The sequence below is a fragment of the Pseudomonas sp. G2-4 genome (assembly GCF_030064125.1).
GTDB lineage: Bacteria > Pseudomonadota > Gammaproteobacteria > Pseudomonadales > Pseudomonadaceae > Aquipseudomonas.
Genome location: NZ_CP125957.1, coordinates 5511178 through 5529485, shown reverse-complemented (window position 1 = coordinate 5529485; position 18308 = coordinate 5511178). Strand labels below are relative to the sequence as shown.

Sequence of the window (18308 nt, the reverse complement as noted above, 5' to 3'; positions counted from 1 at the left end):
TCCCGCTTGAGCGCGAAGCGGTCGCAAATTCTTTGGGTCTGCTTCACGCCCAGCGGGAGCAAGCTCCCTCGCCACAACAGCCTGTTTGATGCAAGGACAAGCGAAAGGAGCAGTCCCATGATCGGTGCCGAGTTACTCTCACCACAGACCTTGGCGGGCGGCTGGCTGATCTACGTGCCGGTGTTGGTCTGGGCGGTGGCGCGGGCGCCGTGGGTCGAGCTGTTCACTGACAACCGTCGCCAACACTTGCTGTTCGGCACGGTGCTGGCGCTGTTCCTATTGTGGCTGGTGCGACGGGACTTCGACACGGGCGTCTCGTATCACTTTATCGGCATGACCGCCGTGACCTTGCTGCTGGACTGGCCGCTGGCGATCCTCGGTGGCTTTTGTGCCCAACTTGCGCTGGTGCTGCTGGGCCGCCAGGACATGGCGGCGGTGGGCGTCAACGGTGCGTTGCTGATCCTGTTGCCAGTGCTGGTCACCGAGTGTTGCGCGATCCTGGTGGAGCGCGCCCAGCCGCGCAATCTGTTTGTGTACATCTTCTGTTCGGGATTCCTCGCCGCCGCGCTTTCGGCATTGTTGTGCCTGCTGCTGGGGCTCGGTTTGCTCTGGTACGACGGCCTATTTGCCATGCCTTACTGGCTGGAGGATTTCATCGGCTATCTCTGGCTGATCATCTTCCCCGAGGCCTTCATCAACGGCATGGTGATCAGTGCGTTGGTGGTGTTCAGCCCTGAATGGCTGGAGACGTTCAACCGCACGCGCTACCTGTCGGCACCCTGGAACGATGACGACAAGCCTTGATTCACATCAAGGCTGGCCGGGCAGGCGCCCTTCATGCTCTGGAAAACTTCCAGGAGTACAACCATGAGTGTTTATGAGTGGGCGAGACAAGAGATCAGGCGTAGCCACGATGCCGCGATGGAGATCGGCTTCGACCCGGGCTTGAGCCTGCGTGCCCTGCTCAGTGCGATCGTGCAACAGAGCAAGACAGTGCGCAGCGTTGAAGATCTGGCCGATGAGTTGAGTTTCCTGGCGGAAAACCTCGACGATGAGCAGGACTACGGTTTCATGCGGCCTTAATGGTGCGAGCGAGGCTCGAAATCCTCGCTGAACAGCTCATCCTCGGCATCGGGGCTGACCGGGATCTTGTGTTCTTCCGACGCCCAGGCGCCCAGGTCGATCAGTTTGCAGCGATCGGAACAGAACGGCCGGAAGGTGTTCTCCGGGCTCCATTCCACTGGGGCGCCACAAGTTGGGCAATCAACGGTTGGGGTTTGGCTCATGATTGGCCTCCACGCAAAGTAAGGTAAAAGTGATGCAGGCGCTCGACCTCGCTGTGCAGCCAGGCGAGGTCGCGGTCGTTGACCACCACGTCGTCGGCATGGCTCAGGCGGTCCTGGCGGCTGGACTGGGCCTTGAGGATCGCCTGGACCTGCTGCTCGCTGGTCTGGTCGCGCTGCAAGGTACGTTCGATCTGTAGGTGTTCCGGTGCATCGATCACCAGGATCCGCTGGGTCATGGCGTACTGGCCCGACTCGATCAACAGCGGCGATACCAGAATCGCGTAGGGCGATTGTGCCTGAGCCAGATGGTGAGCGATTTCCTCGGCGATCAGCGGATGCAGCAGCGCCTCGAGCCAGCGGCGCTCCTCGGTATTTTCGAAGATCAGTTTGCGCAGGGCCGCTCGGTCCAGCGTGCCGTCGCTTTGCAATACGCCCGGGCCGAAGTGTTCAGCGATGTCAGCCAGCGCCGGACGTCCTGGTTCAACCACCCAGCGCGCCGCGTGATCGGCGTCGATGACATGCACGCCCAGGTCGATGAAGTGCTGGGCGGCCGCGCTTTTGCCGCTGCCGATGCCACCGGTCAGGCCGAGAATCCAGGGTTTTTCCGCAGGGTTATTCATAAAAGATCGACATTAGAGACCGACAGACTGCCAATAGAAGTCTGTTATTTGACCACCCCAGAGCAAGGCAATCCAGCCGGCAATCGCTAGATAGGGGCCGAAGGGGATCTGCGTCGACCCCGGGGCATCGCGCAGGCGCAGCACAATGACCCCGACCACGGCGCCCACCAGCGACGACAGCAACAAGGTCAGCGGCAGGATCTGCCAGCCGCCCCAGGCCCCCAGCATCGCCAGCAACTTGAAATCCCCATAGCCCATGCCTTCCTTGCCGGTGATCAGCTTGAACACCCAGAACACCGACCACAGCGCCAGATAGCCGGCCACCGCGCCCCACATCGCCTGGTCCAAGGGCACGAACAGCTCGAAGCTGTTGACGATCAAGCCCAGCCATAACAACGGCAGCACCAGGGTATCGGGCAGCAATTGATGCTCGGCGTCGATCAGGCTCATGCCCAGCAGGCCCCAGCTCAACACCATCACCATCACGGCTTGCCAGCCAAAGCCGAAGTGCCAGGCGACGAACGCTGACAAGGCGCCGCAGGCCAGTTCGGTCAGCGGGTAGCGCCTGCCGATGGGCGCGGTGCAGTTGGAACAGCGACCGCGCAACATCAGGTAGCTCAACAACGGGATATTTTCCCAGGCGCGAATACGATGACCACAGTGAGGGCACTGGGAATGCGGCAGCATCAGGTTGTAGACCGGGCCGGGCGCTTCGGCCGGCAGGCCCAGCAGGTCATGGGCTTGCACGCGCCATTCGCGGGTGAGCATCTTCGGCAGGCGCCACACCAGTACATTGAGGAAGCTGCCGACGATCAATCCGAGCAATAACGCAGTGAGCACGAAGGCCAGGGGATAGAGCACGAAGAAATCAGTCAGGGGCATGTCAGATCGCAGAGCCAAGTTGAAAGATGGGCAGGTACATGGCAACCACCAGGCCACCGACGACCACCCCCAGGACCACCATGATGAAGGGTTCCATCAGGCTGGTGAGGTTGTCCACCAGATTGTCCACCTCGGCCTCATAAAAACTCGCCACCTTGTCGAGCATGTCGTCCAACGCGCCGGATTCTTCGCCGATGGCGGTCATCTGGATCGCCAGGTTGGGAAAGATGCCGGAGGCGCGCATGGAAAAATTCAACTGCATCCCGGTCGAGACATCCTGGCGAATGCGCTGCACCGCGCGCTTGAACACCACGTTGCCGGTGGCGCCCGAGACCGAATCCAGGGCCTCCACCAGCGGTACGCCGGCGGCGAATGTGGTGGACAGCGTCCGGGCGTAGCGAGCCACGGCGGACTTGTACATCAAGCTGCCTATCAGCGGCAGCTTGAGCAGCCATTTATCGCGCCAGTCGCGAAAACGCTCGGAACGCCTGAGGGCGTATTTCACACCAAAAAACGCCCCGACCAAACCGCCAAGCACTACCCACCACCATTCCTGCAAGAACTCCGACAGGCCAATGACCATCACCGTGAAGGCCGGTAGCTCTGCGCCAAACCCTGAAAAGACCGACTCGAATTGCGGCACCACCTTGACCAACAGGATGCCGGTGACCACGGCCGCGACCACCACCACGGCCGCCGGGTAGGTCATGGCTTTCTTGATCTTGGCTTTGAGCGCTTCGCTCTTTTCCTTGTAGGTCGCGACCCGGTCCAGCAACGTGTCCAGGGCACCGGCCTGTTCACCGGCGTCCACCAAGTTGCAGTACAACTCGTCGAAATACTGCGGGCACTTGCGCAACGACGCCGCGAAGCTGTTGCCGGCCGCGACTTCCTGTTTCACCTCGTCCACCAGCTTGCGCATGTTGGCGTTGTCGAAGCCCTCGCCAATGATGTCGAACGCCTGCAACAGGGGCACGCCGGCCTTGAGCATCGTCGCCATCTGGCGGGTGAACAGGGCGATGTCCAACGGCTTGATGCGCTTGCCCTTGCTGAATATCGAGGTGGACTTCTTGCGTACCTTCTCCGGGCTGATGCCCTGTTTGCGTAACTGAGCCTTGATCAGGGCTGGGCTCTGACCGGTCAGTTCGCCGCTCATTTTCGTGCCTTTGCGGTCCTTGCCTTCCCACGTGTAGACATCGGTTTTGACTGCTTTGACCGCCATGTTCAATCCTTGGTGACCCGGTTGATTTCCTCGAGGCTGGTGACGCCCTGCATCACTTTTTGCAGCCCCGAGGTGCGTAGGTCGTTGAAACCGTCTTTGCGCATCTGCAGGTCGATTTCCAGCGAGTTGCCCTCGGCCATGATCAACCGTTGCAGTTCGGGCGTGTTCTTGACCACTTCGTAGACCCCCACGCGCCCTTTGTAACCGTGGTTGCACTGTTCACAACCGACCGGCTCATAGATCGTGAATGTACCGATGCGTTCCCGGGGGAAACCTTCCTTGAGCAGGGTTTCCTCGGGAATCTCGATGGCTTTCTTGCAATGGGTGCACAGCTTGCGCGCCAGCCGCTGGGCGATGATCAGGTGCACCGCGGTGGCGATGTTGAAGCCAGGGATGCCCATGTTCTGCAGGCGGATCAGGGTTTCGGCGGCGCTGTTGGTGTGCAGCGTGGAGAGCACCAGGTGCCCGGTCTGGGCGGCCTTGATGGCGATTTCGGCGGTTTCCAGGTCGCGGATCTCGCCGACCATGATCACATCCGGGTCCTGGCGCAGGAACGAGCGCAGGGCCTGGGCAAAATCCAGCCCCTGGCGCGGGTTCACGTTGACCTGGTTGATGCCTTCCATGTTGATTTCCACTGGGTCTTCGGCGGTGGAAATATTGATGTCCACGGTGTTGAGGATGTTCAGCCCGGTGTACAGCGACACGGTCTTGCCCGAGCCGGTCGGCCCGGTCACCAGGATCAGCCCCTGTGGCTGCTTGAGGGCCGCCATGTACAGGTCTTTCTGGTCCGGTTCATAGCCCAGGGCATCGATGCCCATTTGCGCACTGGATGGGTCGAGGATCCGGATCACCACTTTTTCGCCCCAGAGCGTGGGCAGGGTGTTGACCCGGAAGTCGATGGATTTGTTTTTCGACAGGCGCATTTTCAGCCGTCCATCCTGGGGTTTGCGCCGTTCGGAAATATCGAGGCTGGCCATGACCTTGAGGCGGGCGGCGATGCGGGTGGCCAGTTGGATCGGCGGCTTGGCCACTTCCCGAAGGATGCCGTCGGTGCGCACCCGCACGCGGTAGGTTTTTTCGTAGGGCTCGAAATGCAGGTCGGAAGAGCCGCCCTTGATCGCGTCCAGCAACATCTTGTTGACGAAGCGCACCACCGGGGCGTCGTCGGTGTCCATGCCGCCGATGGACTCCTGCTTGGAATCGTCGATCGATTCGATGTCCAGGCCGTCGAGATCGACGTCGCCCATGCCTTCCAGGCCTGTACTGCTGGATTCGAAGAATTTCTCGATGGCATCGCTGAGCTTGTCGTCCTCCACCAGGATGGCTTCGGTGGTGAGGCCGGTACTGAATTGAATGTCATTGATGGCTTGGTGATTGGTCGGGTCGGAGATGCCCACGAACAACTTGTTGCCGCGCCGCCACAGCGGCAGCGCGTGATGTTGACGCAGCAGCTTTTCGCTGACCAGCCCGATGGGCTGAGAGTCCTTGTCCAGGCTGTTGAGGTCCAGCAGGGCGACGCCGAAATGCTCCGAGGCAATTTCAGCAACCCGGCGGCTCTGCACCAGTTTGTTCTGCACCAGATAGCTGATCAGGGGCATGCGATTGCGCTGGGCCTGTTGGTACGCCTGCTGCGCACTTTGCTCGGTGATCAGTTCGGCCAGCACCAGTTGCTTGGTCAAACCGCTGAGGGCGATGTCATTCATGGGGATACCGGCGGCGGACAGTTCATGACTTATAGCCTAGTCAAGCATCGACGCCAAACCAGCGGGGCAGGGTGACAAAAAACGTCAGATAGTGCGGTTGTTGGGGTAGGACGCTGGAGCTTTACTGGTTGAACCCCCTTGCCGGCAGGGCGCGCAGGGTTGGCATGTGCCGTGCAACGGCCGTTTCAGGTCATGAGATTTCGCCTCATGCATTGGAGATGTTTATGAATAAGCAGAGTGGTTTTACCCTGATCGAGCTGCTGATCGTTGTGGCGATCATTGGCATTCTGGCGACGTTTGCGTTGCCGCAATATTCCAAGTACCAGGCGCGGGCGAAGGCGACAGCCGGGTTGGGGGAAATCAGCGCATTGAAGGTGCCATACGAGGATCTGGTCAATCAGGGCACCGATCCGTCGGCGACCAACATGAACTTCCCGACGTCCAGTAACTGCACGTTTTCCGTCACAGGCTCGGCCGCCGCTGGGGGAACCATTGTGTGTACCCTTACGAAAGCCCCCAGTCAGGTAATGGGCAAGACCATTACGCTCTCTCGCTCGTCCGCAGGGTCTTGGACATGTGGTTCGAATGCCGCCCAAGATTTTCTGCCAGCGGGTTGCACCGGCTCTGGAACAGCTCCGTGATTTAGATGTGGTTATATGGCGGGATTTAAGGTCCCGCCTTATAAAATCTTCGAAATCATAAACTTAGAAATGAACACCGAACCGGCAAGTTGCATGTTGAAAATCGGCAAGTCTTGCATTTTGCATGATTACGAAAATCGCCGCTTCGCTTAACTTATTGATTTAAAACGATTTAATTAATGTTTCAAAACTGGCACAGCCTTCGCACTACTCCTGTTAACCCTGCCGGGATGCACGTCCGGCAGTTTTTGAGAAAAACAGGAGTTACTCGTATGAAGAAGTTCGCTATCACTGCCGCCGCTGCTACCGCACTGACCCTGACCATGGCTAGCGCTTTCGCCGAGACCACTCAAGCAACTCAGGCTCCAATGATGCTGGCTGCGGGCGAAGTGACAGAGGCCAAGGAAGACGTTTCCGATACCTGGATCACCACCAAGGTCAAAGCTGACCTGGTCACCGAAAAAGGCATTCCTGGCAGCGACATCAAAGTCGAAACCAACAAAGGTGTTGTGTCCCTATCTTCGATGACCAAAGTCACTGATGCACAAAAAGACACCGCTGTGGCGATCGCCAAGAAAATCAAAGGCGTCAAGGCCGTATCGGCTGACGGCCTGAAAGCCGAATAAGGCTTAAGACTTCTCGCCTGGACTGGGAGAAGGCGCGGCAAGCGGGCCTAGATATACGTTTGCCGTTGCTTTGGAGTTCATGCGAAAGGCCACACGGACGTGGCCATTACAGGCCCCCGGCATTCGTGCCGGGGGCCTGTTCTATTCTGGGGTGGATCAATCTGTGGGTCAGCGGTTGCGGATAGGCTGTAGAGTCGAGTTGCCGCCATCGCGAGCAAGCTCGCTCCCACAGGGGGGCGGCGGCGAACATTGATTTTGAGATCACCCAAAACAATGTGGGAGCGAGCTTGCTCGCGATGGCGGCAGCACATTTAACTCCTCTGTACGGACAAGCTCAGCGCCCGCGCTTGCTGGTGATCTGCACCAGCCGATTGCCTTCGAAACGCAGGTACTGATACATGCCGCTGTTGGGCCCGTAGGTCCATTCCTCCACCGGGTATTCTTCCCGGCGATTGACACTGCGTTTATAGCCCAGGTCATCCCGCGCCGCAGGCTGCCCGCACTTTTGCAACACTTCGCTCGAGCGGTCGCCGACGCTGATCAACTGGCTGCCGCAACGCAGCGTATCGGCCGCCGACGCTTGGCCGACGGCGAGCAGTAGACCCAGGCTGAGCCCATACAAACGCTTCATGTCATTCAGCATCCAGGTGCAGGGGGGTAATGACGCGACCGTCGCTTTCGGCCTGACCGAGGCTGGCGTCGATGAAGTACACGCGGTCGTCGGCCAGGCGGCCCTTGTCCACCAGGAAGTCCTTGATGCTGCTGGCCCGCTCTTGCCCCAGTTGACGCAAGAGCACGTCACTGCCGCTCCAGAACTTGATCACGCCTTCGCGCAGTTTCTCGCTACGCGCCTTTTTATCCAATTGGGTCCATTCGGCGGGTGGTTGGGTCTTGAGGCGCGTGCGATAAATGCCTTCGAGCAGCGGGGGCTTCTCATCCTCGGGCACTTCCAACAGCGAGGCCTGGGCCGGCACCTTGTCGCCCCGGCGCTGGAGCATCTTGTAGTAGTTGTATTGGTATTCACGCTCCAGGCGCTGGGCCGCGAGCAGTGGGCCGTCGCTGTTTTCAGCGGCGGTGCCTTCGATCTCCAGGCGCAACTCCGGACGCTTGCCGAGGGCCTCGGACAGTTTCAGCAGCGTGCCTTCGTTTTCCTTGCTCAGGTCGCTGGAGCCCGCTGCGAACGACACACTGCCCAGGTCCTCCGAACCGCCACCGGCCACCAGCCCGCCGATGAGTTTGAACGGGGCCTGGGCCGCTCGGACCACCAGGTTGCGCAGGGTCTGCCAGACAATCGGCATGACACTGAATTGCGGATCGTTGAGGTTACCGGTGACCGGCAATTCGATGGAAATCTTGCCCTCGGAATCCTTGAGCAGCGCGATGGCCAGTTTCAGCGGCAGGCTCACGGCGTCCGGGCTGTCGACTTTTTCCCCCAACTGCAGTTGCTCGACCACCACTTTGTTTTCCGCCTGGAGCTGGCCCTTGGTGATGCGGTAGTGCAGGTCGAGATTGAGCCGGCCCTTGCGGATGCGGTAGCCGGCAAACTTGCCGGAGTAGGGCGTCAGGGTGGTCAGCTCGACCCGTTTGAAGCTGGTAGCGATGTCGAGGCTGGCCATCGGGTCGAAGGGGTTGACCGCACCCTTGATGGTGACCGGTGCATAGCGGTCGACCTTACCCTTGACATCCACGGTCGCCGGGTTGGCTTGGCGGCTGTCGATGGTGCCGATCGCACCGTTGAGCTGTTGGACAGCCGTGGCGAAGTTGGGCGTCAGGCTGAAGTCGGCGAAGTTGGCCGAACCGTCATTGATGGCGATCCCGCCAATATGAATGCCCAGCGGTTTTTCCTGGGATGCCGGTTTAGCCGCGGTGTTTTTTGTGGCGCTGTCGGCCGGTTGCGGGATCAACAAGTCATCGACGTTGGTGGTGCGGTCGTCGTTGATCATGAAGCGCACGTAAGGCTGGAACAGGTTGACCTTGTCGATGGACAGGCTGTCCCCGTGCTGATAATTGAGGCCTTCAAGCACCAGGCGCTGCCATTTGAGGAAATCGCGGGTCTTGAGGGTATCGAGGGTGTGCAACTGATCGACCTGGGCGCGACCGGTGACCGCGAATGCCAGCGGCTCGGTGCTCTTGAGGTCTACCGCCAGCTCGCTGCCGAGCATCCCGGAACGCAGTTCCAGGCGAATGAACGGGTTGATATACGCCTGGGTCACCCGCAGGTCGATGTCCTGGGTCTTGACCTTGAGCCGGGCGCTGATCGGGTTCAGGTTGACCTCGCCGTCGGCCAGGATCTTGCCTTGCTTGCCCAGCCCGGTGTCCAGCTTGAGGGTAAAAGGCGAGCTATTGAGGGTGTCGTAGTTCTGCAGATCGAGGTTCAGCGGGCCGACGTCCAGTGCCACGGCTGGCTGTGCCTGGCGGTCAGCCAAATGCACCTGATAGTTGCGCAGTTGCACGTCCTTCAACACCACCTGCCACGGTTTGCTGGGGGCTGCGGGTTCAGGTTTCGGCGAATCGGCGGCGGCCGGAGCTGATGCCGGCTCGACCTTGGCTTGCGGCTTGGCCGGCTGGCTGGCAAAGAGTTTTTGCCAGTCCAGCTGCCCGTCCGCCTCGCGAGCGGCCCAGGTTTCCAGCTTCTGGCTGCGAATCTTGCCGACGATGACTTGCTGCTTGGCCAGGTCCACCGTGGTTTCACTGACGTCCAGGCGCTCGAGTTTTACCAGTGGACGACCATCGGGCGCCTTGATGGAGAAGGGCGCGACACTGACAGCGGCATTGCTGAGCAACAGTTCGGTGCCCTTGGCCAGGTTGAGCTTGTAGTCGGTGCTGAGGTTCAGGATGCCGTTTTCCAACACCAACGGTACCGCGTCGCGTACATAGGGCCACCAGGCTTTCATTTGGCCGCCGGTCACCTTGAGGGTGCCTTCGGAGGCGATTGGCGTGAGGCTGAAATTACCGGTCCAATCGATCTGCCCGCCTTCGGGGCCGGCGGCCACCAGGGTCATGTCGGCGTTGTCGTCGGGCAGGGTGCTGAGGTTTTTCAGCTCGAAATCGAGGGTGTCGTAGAGAAATTCGATGGGCTCGCTGGGGCGCAAATCCTGGAAATGCAGATAACCGCCGGCCAACTTGATGCGATCGACCCGCAGCGGGAACGGCTGGGCGTCAGGATTGGCGGGTTTCGGTTCGCTGGGTGGCAACTTGAACAGGCTCAACAAGTTCAACTGACCGTCCTTGGCGAACACGACTTCGGTCTTGGGCTTGTCCAGTTCGATATCGGTCAGGTGCAGGGCGCCGGACCACAGGCTGTCGAGTTGCAGGTTGGCGTATAGCCGTTCGAAGCCGACCTGTTCCTTGCCCGGTTCACCGATATTCAGGCCCCAAAGGGTGACTTCAAGGCTGAAGGGATTGAGTTCGATGCGTTGGATCTGGGCCGGCACCGTCGCATGCTCGGCCAATTGCTGATTGGCGATCCGCAAGGCGATGCCCGGCAATATCAGAAAACCCAACAGGCTGTAGAGGGCCAGTGCGGTCAACAGGGCGCCGAAAGCGCGAATCAATCCTTTGGGCATGTGCGGCTTCATCTAATGTGAATTCGGAGTGCCTTGGAGTATGGCATGCGTTTACGGTTCCGAAGCCACTGTGTTTTATGAGATTTGTCCGTTTTCTACGTCAGAATTCCGAGTCTGGCTTAGAGCTGGAGGACCAAAGTCTTGAGCGGCGGCTGCTGGTCCTGGGAGGGGAAATCGCTGCCGGGCGTCAGCACGCTCCATTCGCGTACCGGGCGGCCGGCCTTTTCGGCGCAACGCAATACCTGTTCGCGCCAGTCGTCCATGGAGACTTTTGCCAGGTTATTGCAGCAAATCAGCACGCCATCGTCGGCGGTGGTCAGCAGTGCCGGTTTGAGCAGGCTTTGGTAGTCGCGCAACAGGTCGACGGTCCCGAAAGCACTCTTGGCCCAGGCCGGCGGATCGAGCAGCACGAGGTCGTACTGGCGTTGTTCCAGGCGCACGTAGCTGGGCAGCTTCTGCCCGCGTCGCTGGCTGATGGGCAGGCCGGCCAGTTGGCGGATCGCCGGGAAGTAATCCGACTGCACGAATTCCATGGCGGGCAAATCGGGGTTGAGCAGGCCGTTTTCGCGACCCACCGCCAGGTTGCCTTCGGCGAAGTCCAGGTTGCACACCTCCCGCGCCCCTCCGGCCGCCGCGCTCAGGCCGACGCCACAGGTGTAGGCGAAGAGGTTCAACACGCTTTTGTTGCGGCTGTGTTCCTTGACCCAGCCCCGGGCGTTGCGCAGGTCGAGGAACAGCAGTGGGTCCTGCCCGGCATGGCGTCCGCGAACGCGGTAGTTCAGGCCCCATTCATGGCCGATAAGGTCTTTCAGGGCGGCTTCATCGGCTTGATAGACGGTGTCCTGGCGGTCTATGCGCGAATTGCCCCGGGCACGGTCGTTGTAGACCAGCAGGGTGTCCAGGCCCAGGCGTTCGTTGATGATGCCGTGCAGTTGCAGCAAGGCCTCGCGCTCCAGCGATTGGTGGAAGCTCTGCACCAGCAGTTGCGGGCCGTAGCGGTCGACGGTCAGGCCGGGCGCGCCTTCCTGGCTGCCGTGGAACAGGCGATAGCAATCGGTGCCTTGCTGATGCAATTGGCTGAGCAGGTCCTGACGCTGGTCGAGGGCGGCGCGCAGCGCCTGATTCAAGGAAGACATGCCGGGCGCGCCTTAGAGAAATGAGGCGCGGGAGTTTAGCAGTTATGCAAACCCGGGTTGGGGATTGCATATGTATCTGAGCCTGGCACTGACCCGTGGCGAGGGAGCTTGCTCCCGCTGGGCTGCGCAGCGGCCCCTCATTTTTGGGAGCGCTACGCACTCCAGCGGGAGCAAGCTCCCTCGCCACGGGTGAATTGCGTCGCCTGGCTCAGCGATTCAGCCGCTTGTCGATCAACCCCTCCACCACACTCGGATCGGCCAGGGTCGAGGTGTCGCCGAGGCTGTCGAGCTCGTTGCAGGCGATCTTGCGCAGGATCCGCCGCATGATCTTGCCCGAACGGGTCTTGGGCAGTGCCGGTGCCCACTGGATCAGTTCCGGTTTGGCGAAGCTGCCGATTTCCTTGCTGACGTGGGCCAGCAATTCTTTCTTCAATTCGTCGTTGGCCTCCACACCGTTCATGGGCGTGACAAAGGCATAGATGCCCTGGCCCTTGAGATCATGGGGGTAACCGACGACCGCTGCTTCGGCGATGTTGTCGTGCAACACCAAGGCACTTTCTATTTCGGCAGTGCCGATGCGGTGCCCGGAGACGTTGATCACATCGTCGATGCGCCCGGTGATCCAGTAATCGCCGTCTTCGTCGCGGCGAGCGCCGTCGCCGGTGAAGTAGTAGCCGGGGTAGGGCTTGAAGTAGGTGTCGACCATGCGTTGATGATCACCGTAGACGCTGCGAATCTGCGCCGGCCAGCTGGACTTGATCGCCAGCACGCCGCTGCCGGCACCGTGGATTTCCTTGCCGACTTCATCCAGCAGCACCGGTTGCACGCCGAACATCGGCCGGGTCGCGCAGCCGGGCTTGAGCCGTGGGGCACTCACTAGCGGGCTGAGCATGATGCCGCCGGTTTCGGTCTGCCACCAGGTATCGACAATCGGGCAGCGCTGCTCACCGACCACGTTGAAATACCATTCCCACGCCTCCGGGTTGATCGGCTCACCGACACTGCCGAGCAATCGCAGGCTTTTGCGGGACGTTTCCTGCAACGGCCCGGCGCCTTCACGCATCAATGCGCGCAAGGCGGTCGGGGCAGTGTAGAAGATGTTGACCTGATGTTTATCGATCACCTGCCAGAAGCGCGAACTGCTGGGGTAGCTGGGTACGCCTTCGAAGATCAGCGTGGTGGCGCCGTTGGCCAGCGGGCCGTAGACGATGTAACTGTGGCCGGTGACCCAGCCAACGTCGGCGGTGCACCAGAACACTTCGTTGTCGCGGTAATCCAATACGTATTTGAAGGTCATTGCCGCTTGCAGCAGATAACCGCCGGTGGTGTGCAGCACGCCCTTGGGTTTGCCGGTGCTGCCGGAGGTGTAGAGGATGAACAGCGGGTCTTCGGCGTCCATCGGTTCGGGCGGGCAGTCGTCGCTCATTTCGTGCATGGCCTGGTGGTACCACAGGTCACGACTCTCAACCCAGTTCACTTCACCCTGGGTGCGCTCGACCACGAGTACGGTGCTGACGTTCGGGCAGCCTTCCAGGGCCTTGTCGACGTTGCGCTTGAGCGGTATGAAGCGCCCACCGCGCACGCCTTCGTCGGCAGTGATGACGGTGCGGCAATCGGCGTCGAGAATCCGGTCACGCAGGGAATCCGGTGAGAAACCGCCGAACACCACCGAATGCACCGCGCCAATGCGGGTGCAGGCGAGCATGGCGTAGGCCGCTTCCGGAATCATCGGCATGTAGATGCAGACCCGGTCGCCTTTCTTCACTCCACGGCTTTTCAGCACGTTGGCCAGTCGGCACACATGGTTGTGAAGTTTTTTGTATGTGATTTCTGCCGATTCGGCGGGGTTGTCGCCTTCCCAGATGATCGCCGTCTGGTCGCCACGTGCTTCCAGGTGTCGGTCGATGCAGTTGGCGCTGACGTTCAGCTTGCCGCCCGCGAACCACTGGGCGTCACCGGTCCTGAGGTCATAGCGCTGGACGGTTTGCCAGGGTGTCATCCAGTCGAGAAAGCGCGTGGCCTGCTCGCCCCAGAACGCACTGGGGTGTTCGATGGATTCTTTGTAGAGCCGCTTGTACTCGTCCTGACTCAGTTGCGCCGCCCGGCGGACGGCATCGGCTTGGGGGTACTGGCTGATATCGAACATGACGGTTCCTTATTCTTGTTTTTGCGACAAGTCATAAAGATGCGCCGAGTAGCCGGAGGGTTCAAGTCATGCACAAACAACTGTGGGAGCGAGCTTGCTCGCGATGGCGGTGTGTCAGTCAACATGAGTGTCAACTGATCCACCGCCATCGCGAGCAAGCTCGCTCCCACAGGGATCAGCGGTGAGCTGTGGGACGATCAGCCGCGATGACGCCCGCGGAAGTAGTTGATCAAACCCTGGGTCGAGGCATCTTCGGCCGGGCTTTCTTCGCTGCCCACCAGACGGTTGTAGACACCTTTGCCCAGCTCCTTGCCCAACTCCACGCCCCATTGGTCAAAGGCGTTGATGCCCCAGACCACGCTTTGCACGAACACCTTGTGTTCATACAGCGCCACCAGGGCGCCAAGGCGACGTGGGCTGATGCGTTCGACCACCAGGGTGTTGCTCGGACGGTTGCCCGGGATCACCTTGTGAGACGCCAGTTTCTGCACGTCTTCTTCGCTCGCGCCCTTGTCCCGCAGCTCGGCTTCGGCTTCGGCGCGAGTCTTGCCCAGCATCAGCGCCTGGCTCTGGGACAGGCAGTTGGCATACAGCCACTGGTGGTGATCGGACACCGGGTTGAAGCTGACAATCGGCACGATGAAATCGGCCGGGATCATCTGGGTGCCTTGGTGCAGTAACTGGTGGTAAGCGTGCTGGCCGTTGCAACCGACGCCACCCCAGATCACCGGGCCCGTGTCGGTCGACACCGGTGTACCGTCCTGGCGCACGCTCTTGCCGTTGGATTCCATGTCCAGCTGCTGCAAATGCTTGGTGATGTTGCGCAGGTAATGGTCGTACGGCAGGATCGCGTGGCTTTGCGCGCCCCAGAAATTGCCGTACCACACGCCCAGCAGCGCCAGCAGCACCGGCATGTTCTGGTCGAACGGGGCGCTCTGGAAGTGCTGGTCCATGGAATAGGCCCCGGAGAGCAATTCCTTGAAGTTCGACATGCCGATGGCCAAGGCGATCGGCAAACCGATGGCCGACCACAGCGAGTAGCGCCCGCCGACCCAGTCCCACATCGGGAAGATGTTTTCTTCGCGGATGCCGAAGGCCACGGCGGCAGCGTTGTTGCTCGAAACCGCGATGAAGTGGCGGTACAGCTCCGCTTCGGAACCGCCCTGGGCCAGGTACCAGGCGCGAGCGGCCTGGGCGTTCTTCAGGGTTTCGAGGGTGTTGAAGGATTTCGACGAGACGATGAACAGTGTGGTCTCGGCGCGCAGCTTCATGGTCAGTTCGTGGAACTCACTGCCATCGATGTTCGCCAGGTAGTGGCAGCGAACGCCTTTATGCGCGTAGGACAACAGCGCTTCGGACACCAGCTCCGGGCCGAGGAAGGAACCGCCGATGCCGATGTTCACCACGTCGGTGATCGGCTTTTCGGTGTAGCCGCGCCACAGGCCGTCGTGGATGCGGCCCACCAGATCGGTGATCTGGTTCAGCACTTTGTGCACGTCTGGCATCACGTTGACGCCACTGACCAGCAATTTATCGCCCACCGGCCGACGCAGGGCGGTGTGCAGGGCCGGACGGTTTTCGGAGGCGTTGACGATTTCGCCTTCGAACAGCGACTTGATCGCCCCCTTGAGGTCGACTTCATTGGCCAGGCCCACCAGCAGGTCGCGGGTCTGGGCGTTGATCAGGTTTTTTGAATAGTCGAGAAACAAGCCGCAGCTCGACAGGGTGAATTGGCTAAAACGCTGCGGATCGGCATTGAACGCTTCGCGCATGCTGAAATCCTGCATGGCTTTGCGGTGGTCATTCAGCGCTTGCCAGGCAGGCAGAGCGGTCACGTCATGAGGGGTTCGGTAATACGCCATCGCTGCGGGTTTCCTTTTTACTTGAACGACCTTTTGTACACTAAAAATTCCGGCCCGACCCGAGGTGGGCGTCCGGACAACTGCGTCGACACGATCTTTGGGCGCAGGGCGACTACAGTAAACCTCGCGTTGCGATCTGTCTTGACTTTGTCAGACCGGTTCCCGGTACTTTTTTATACACACAGGCGGGGAATGGTCCGACAGACGGAAGAGTAAAGGCCTCTTCCTGACACTGAGTACTCATTGTGGGAGCGAGCTTGCTCGCGATAGCGGTGTGTCCGTCGACATCTCTATCAACTGACCTATCGCTATCGCGAGCAAGCTCGCTCCCACAGGGAGAGTGGTGAAGCCGGTGCCTTCGATCAGGCAACCTGAACCGGGATGGCGTTGCTGGTGTGGCTCAGTTCGTTGCCTGGGGCCATGTACAACATGCGGGGCTTGAAGTTGAGCAGTTCGGCTTCGCTGTAATGGGCGTAGGCGCAGATGATGACGCGGTCACCGACCTTGGCCTTGTGCGCCGCGGCACCGTTGACCGAGATCATCCGCGAACCTTCCTCGCCACGGATGGCGTAGGTGGTGAAGCGCTCGCCGTTGTCGACGTTGTAGATCTGGATCTGTTCGTACTCACGGATACCCGACAGGTCCAGCCATTCACCATCGATGGCGCAGGAGCCTTCGTAATCGAGGACGGCGTGAGTGACTTCGGCGCGGTGCAGCTTGGCCTTGAGCATGATGGCGTGCATGAGGGTTTCCTTCAGCTTGATTGGCGACGTTCAGACGGATGCGTCAAGGTCCAGGTGCAGGTTGTCGATCAACCGCGTGGTGCCCAGGAATGCCGCTATCAGAATCACCAGATCGCGGTCTTCGCTCGTGGCCGGACGCAAGGTCTTGGCGTGACGGACTTCCAGATAATCGGGACGCAGGCCGGCAGCTTCGAGGTGCCTGATCTGCTCGGCAACCAACGCCGGGAAATCCCGCTGTCCCTGGCGGATCGTCTCGGCAATCTGGCTCAGGCTGCGGTAGACCAAGGGCGCAACGGCGCGCTGCTCAGGGCTGAGGAAGCCGTTGCGCGACGACAGCGCCAGGCCATCCTCGGCGCGCACGGTGGGTTCGCCGATGATCTGGATCGGCATGTTCAGGTCATGGACCAGCGCCCGAATCACCGCCAGTTGCTGGAAGTCTTTCTGGCCAAACACCGCCAGGTCGGGCTGGACCATGTTGAACAATTTGCTGACCACCGTCGCCACGCCCTCGAAATGCCCGGGGCGACTGGCGCCGCACAGGCCTTCGGACAACTGCGGGACGCTGACCCGTGTCTGTCCGGCCATGCCGTCGGGGTACATCTCCTCGACGCTGGGGGCGAACAGCAGCTGGCAGCCGGCCTGGAGCAGTTTCTCCTGGTCGGCCGCGAGGGTGCGGGGGTATTTGTCCAGGTCTTCGCCGGCGCCGAATTGCAGCGGATTGACGAAAATGCTTGCGACCACGAAGTCGGCCCGTTGCGCTGCCTTGGTGACCAGCGCGACATGGCCGCTGTGCAGGTTGCCCATGGTCGGTACGAAAGCGATGCGTTTGCCTTCGCCGCGGGCGTGGGCCACGGCGGCCCGCAGTTCACGTACGGTTTTGACGGTGTTCATGCAGAGAATCCGTGTTCGACGCCTGGGAAGGTCGTCGCTTTGACTTCAGTGACATAGGCGCTCAGGGCCGCCTGGATGGAGGGTTGTCCGATCATGAAGTTCTTCACGAACTTGGGCACGCGACCGGTGATCGACAGCCCGAGCATGTCGTGCAGGACCAGTACCTGGCCATCGGTGGCGCTGCCGGCGCCGATCCCGATCACCGGGATCTTTACCGCCTGGGTGATTTCTTCCGCCAGCTCGCTGGGCACACATTCGAGCAGCAACATCGCGGCGCCAGCCTGTTCCAGGGCAATCGCATCGGCGCGCATCTGCCGGGCCTGGTTCTCATTGCGGCCCTGGACTTTGTAGCCCCCGAGAATGTTCACCGCCTGGGGGGTCAGGCCCAGGTGCGCGCACACCGGGATACCGCGCTCGGCCAGCAGCCGAATCGAATCGGCCAGCCACAACGCACCTTCGACCTTGACCATGTGGGCGCCGGCCTGCATCAGCATGGCACTGTTGGTCATGGTTTGTTCGAGGGTGGCGTAGGCCATGAAAGGCAGGTCGGCGAGGATCAGCGCATCGGTGTTACCGCGTTTGACGGCAGCCACGTGGTAGGCCATCTCGGCGGTGGTCACTGGCAGCGTGCTGTCGTGACCTTGCAGCACCATGCCGAGGGAATCGCCCACCAGCAGCACTTCGACACCCGCCTCGTTGCAGGCATGGGCGAAGGTTGCGTCATAGCAGGTCAGCATGGCGATTTTCTCACCTTTTTGCTTGAGACCTTGCAGCGTGGTCAGGGTAATAGCTGGCATGAAAAAGTCCTCATTAGGCGCTCTTGAGCTACTGCGAGTAACGCGCATGAATCGTCATTTATACAGGCGCACCCTCTATGCGTGGTGCTTGTAAGGCCTGGATTGCGCCCTTTAACGCCGCGTTGGCGGCTACGGGACGCCTATAGTCGTGAGGCGCTGCCGGGAAGTCAATTGGATGTGTTACCGACGG

At 60.6% G+C, this 18308-nt stretch carries 17 protein-coding genes; 4 read left to right on the top strand and 13 right to left on the bottom strand.

Annotated elements, in window-relative coordinates:
* Nucleotides 1–117 precede the first annotated feature (117 nt).
* Together QNH97_RS24215 and QNH97_RS24210 are read left to right on the top strand one after the other, a co-directional pair.
* Nucleotides 118–804: an energy-coupling factor ABC transporter permease gene (locus QNH97_RS24215; RefSeq protein WP_283554238.1), complete on the top strand. Its 687-nt coding sequence runs from the start codon at nt 118–120 to the stop codon at nt 802–804.
* Nucleotides 805–867: 63 nt separating this feature from the next.
* Nucleotides 868–1083, top strand: a complete 216-nt coding sequence (locus QNH97_RS24210; protein ID WP_003185533.1) for a hypothetical protein — start codon at nt 868–870, stop codon at nt 1081–1083.
* Here QNH97_RS24210 and yacG read toward each other — a convergent pair.
* Genes yacG through pilB form a run of 5 tightly spaced genes read right to left on the bottom strand, consistent with a single transcriptional unit; the run spans nt 1080 to nt 5710 of the window.
* Nucleotides 1080–1286, bottom strand: coding sequence for a DNA gyrase inhibitor YacG (gene yacG, locus QNH97_RS24205; RefSeq protein WP_135847217.1), 207 nt, complete (start codon nt 1284–1286; stop codon nt 1080–1082). The two genes, QNH97_RS24210 and yacG, sit on opposite strands and share 4 nt — an antisense overlap.
* Nucleotides 1283–1906 (bottom strand): dephospho-CoA kinase, encoded by a 624-nt coding sequence (gene coaE / locus QNH97_RS24200; RefSeq protein WP_283554237.1) that lies wholly within the window; start codon nt 1904–1906, stop codon nt 1283–1285. Before coaE ends, yacG begins: the two co-directional genes overlap by 4 nt.
* Nucleotides 1907–1918: 12 nt before the next feature.
* Complete coding sequence (locus tag QNH97_RS24195) at nt 1919–2788, bottom strand: prepilin peptidase (RefSeq protein ID WP_283554236.1); 870 nt, start codon at nt 2786–2788, stop codon at nt 1919–1921.
* 1 nt (nt 2789) lies between these two features.
* Entirely contained in the window at nt 2790–4007 is a 1218-nt protein-coding gene (locus QNH97_RS24190; protein WP_283554235.1) for a type II secretion system F family protein, read from the bottom strand.
* Between the two features lie 2 nt (nt 4008–4009).
* Nucleotides 4010–5710 carry a type IV-A pilus assembly ATPase PilB gene (gene pilB / locus QNH97_RS24185; RefSeq protein WP_283554234.1) on the bottom strand — a complete coding sequence of 567 codons (1701 nt, stop codon included), beginning with the start codon at nt 5708–5710 and terminating at the stop codon, nt 4010–4012.
* A gap of 224 nt (nt 5711–5934) precedes the next feature.
* Between pilB and QNH97_RS24180 the strand changes: the two genes are divergently transcribed.
* Together QNH97_RS24180 and QNH97_RS24175 are read left to right on the top strand one after the other, a co-directional pair.
* Nucleotides 5935–6351, top strand: a complete 417-nt coding sequence (locus QNH97_RS24180; protein WP_283554233.1) for a pilin — start codon at nt 5935–5937, stop codon at nt 6349–6351.
* 272 nt (nt 6352–6623) lie between these two features.
* A complete protein-coding gene (locus QNH97_RS24175; protein WP_025215523.1) occupies nt 6624–6977 on the top strand; it encodes a BON domain-containing protein in 354 nt (117 codons plus the stop codon).
* Nucleotides 6978–7311: 334 nt separating this feature from the next.
* Here QNH97_RS24175 and QNH97_RS24170 read toward each other — a convergent pair whose 3' ends face one another.
* From QNH97_RS24170 to panB, 8 genes are all read right to left on the bottom strand, one after another.
* Nucleotides 7312–7608: a DUF2845 domain-containing protein gene (locus QNH97_RS24170; RefSeq protein ID WP_283554232.1), complete on the bottom strand. Its 297-nt coding sequence runs from the start codon at nt 7606–7608 to the stop codon at nt 7312–7314.
* A 1-nt stretch (nt 7609) separates the two neighbouring features.
* Complete coding sequence (locus QNH97_RS24165) at nt 7610–10543, bottom strand: DUF748 domain-containing protein (RefSeq protein ID WP_283554231.1); 2934 nt, start codon at nt 10541–10543, stop codon at nt 7610–7612.
* Between the two features lie 119 nt (nt 10544–10662).
* The gene (locus QNH97_RS24160; RefSeq protein ID WP_283554230.1) at nt 10663–11679 is read right to left on the bottom strand and encodes a class I SAM-dependent rRNA methyltransferase; all 1017 of its coding nucleotides are present in this window, start codon (nt 11677–11679) and stop codon (nt 10663–10665) included.
* A 208-nt stretch (nt 11680–11887) separates the two neighbouring features.
* A complete protein-coding gene (gene acs / locus QNH97_RS24155) occupies nt 11888–13825 on the bottom strand; it encodes an acetate--CoA ligase (protein WP_283554229.1) in 1938 nt (645 codons plus the stop codon).
* 197 nt (nt 13826–14022) lie between these two features.
* Entirely contained in the window at nt 14023–15687 is a 1665-nt protein-coding gene (gene pgi, locus QNH97_RS24150; protein WP_283554228.1) for a glucose-6-phosphate isomerase, read from the bottom strand.
* A gap of 362 nt (nt 15688–16049) precedes the next feature.
* The gene (panD, locus tag QNH97_RS24145) at nt 16050–16430 is read right to left on the bottom strand and encodes an aspartate 1-decarboxylase (protein WP_003228271.1); all 381 of its coding nucleotides are present in this window, start codon (nt 16428–16430) and stop codon (nt 16050–16052) included.
* A gap of 30 nt (nt 16431–16460) precedes the next feature.
* Nucleotides 16461–17321 (bottom strand): pantoate--beta-alanine ligase, encoded by an 861-nt coding sequence (panC, locus tag QNH97_RS24140; protein ID WP_283554227.1) that lies wholly within the window; start codon nt 17319–17321, stop codon nt 16461–16463.
* Nucleotides 17318–18118 (bottom strand): 3-methyl-2-oxobutanoate hydroxymethyltransferase, encoded by an 801-nt coding sequence (gene panB, locus QNH97_RS24135; protein WP_283554226.1) that lies wholly within the window; start codon nt 18116–18118, stop codon nt 17318–17320. The genes panC and panB overlap by 4 nt, the downstream gene beginning before the upstream one ends.
* Nucleotides 18119–18308 lie beyond the last annotated feature (190 nt).

Coding starts and splice junctions, on each gene's coding strand:
- QNH97_RS24165 (WP_283554231.1), bottom strand. CDS start 10,543: ATGCCCAAAGGATTGATTCGCGCTTTCGGCGCCCTGTTGACCGCACTG.
- panB (WP_283554226.1), bottom strand. CDS start 18,118: ATGCCAGCTATTACCCTGACCACGCTGCAAGGTCTCAAGCAAAAAGGT.
- QNH97_RS24190 (WP_283554235.1), bottom strand. CDS start 4,007: ATGGCGGTCAAAGCAGTCAAAACCGATGTCTACACGTGGGAAGGCAAG.
- QNH97_RS24210 (WP_003185533.1), top strand. CDS start 868: ATGAGTGTTTATGAGTGGGCGAGACAAGAGATCAGGCGTAGCCACGAT.
- yacG (WP_135847217.1), bottom strand. CDS start 1,286: ATGAGCCAAACCCCAACCGTTGATTGCCCAACTTGTGGCGCCCCAGTG.
- pgi (WP_283554228.1), bottom strand. CDS start 15,687: ATGGCGTATTACCGAACCCCTCATGACGTGACCGCTCTGCCTGCCTGG.
- QNH97_RS24215 (WP_283554238.1), top strand. CDS start 118: ATGATCGGTGCCGAGTTACTCTCACCACAGACCTTGGCGGGCGGCTGG.
- coaE (WP_283554237.1), bottom strand. CDS start 1,906: ATGAATAACCCTGCGGAAAAACCCTGGATTCTCGGCCTGACCGGTGGC.
- QNH97_RS24195 (WP_283554236.1), bottom strand. CDS start 2,788: ATGCCCCTGACTGATTTCTTCGTGCTCTATCCCCTGGCCTTCGTGCTC.
- acs (WP_283554229.1), bottom strand. CDS start 13,825: ATGTTCGATATCAGCCAGTACCCCCAAGCCGATGCCGTCCGCCGGGCG.
- QNH97_RS24170 (WP_283554232.1), bottom strand. CDS start 7,608: ATGAAGCGTTTGTATGGGCTCAGCCTGGGTCTACTGCTCGCCGTCGGC.
- QNH97_RS24160 (WP_283554230.1), bottom strand. CDS start 11,679: ATGTCTTCCTTGAATCAGGCGCTGCGCGCCGCCCTCGACCAGCGTCAG.
- QNH97_RS24180 (WP_283554233.1), top strand. CDS start 5,935: ATGAATAAGCAGAGTGGTTTTACCCTGATCGAGCTGCTGATCGTTGTG.
- pilB (WP_283554234.1), bottom strand. CDS start 5,710: ATGAATGACATCGCCCTCAGCGGTTTGACCAAGCAACTGGTGCTGGCC.
- panC (WP_283554227.1), bottom strand. CDS start 17,321: ATGAACACCGTCAAAACCGTACGTGAACTGCGGGCCGCCGTGGCCCAC.
- panD (WP_003228271.1), bottom strand. CDS start 16,430: ATGCACGCCATCATGCTCAAGGCCAAGCTGCACCGCGCCGAAGTCACT.
- QNH97_RS24175 (WP_025215523.1), top strand. CDS start 6,624: ATGAAGAAGTTCGCTATCACTGCCGCCGCTGCTACCGCACTGACCCTG.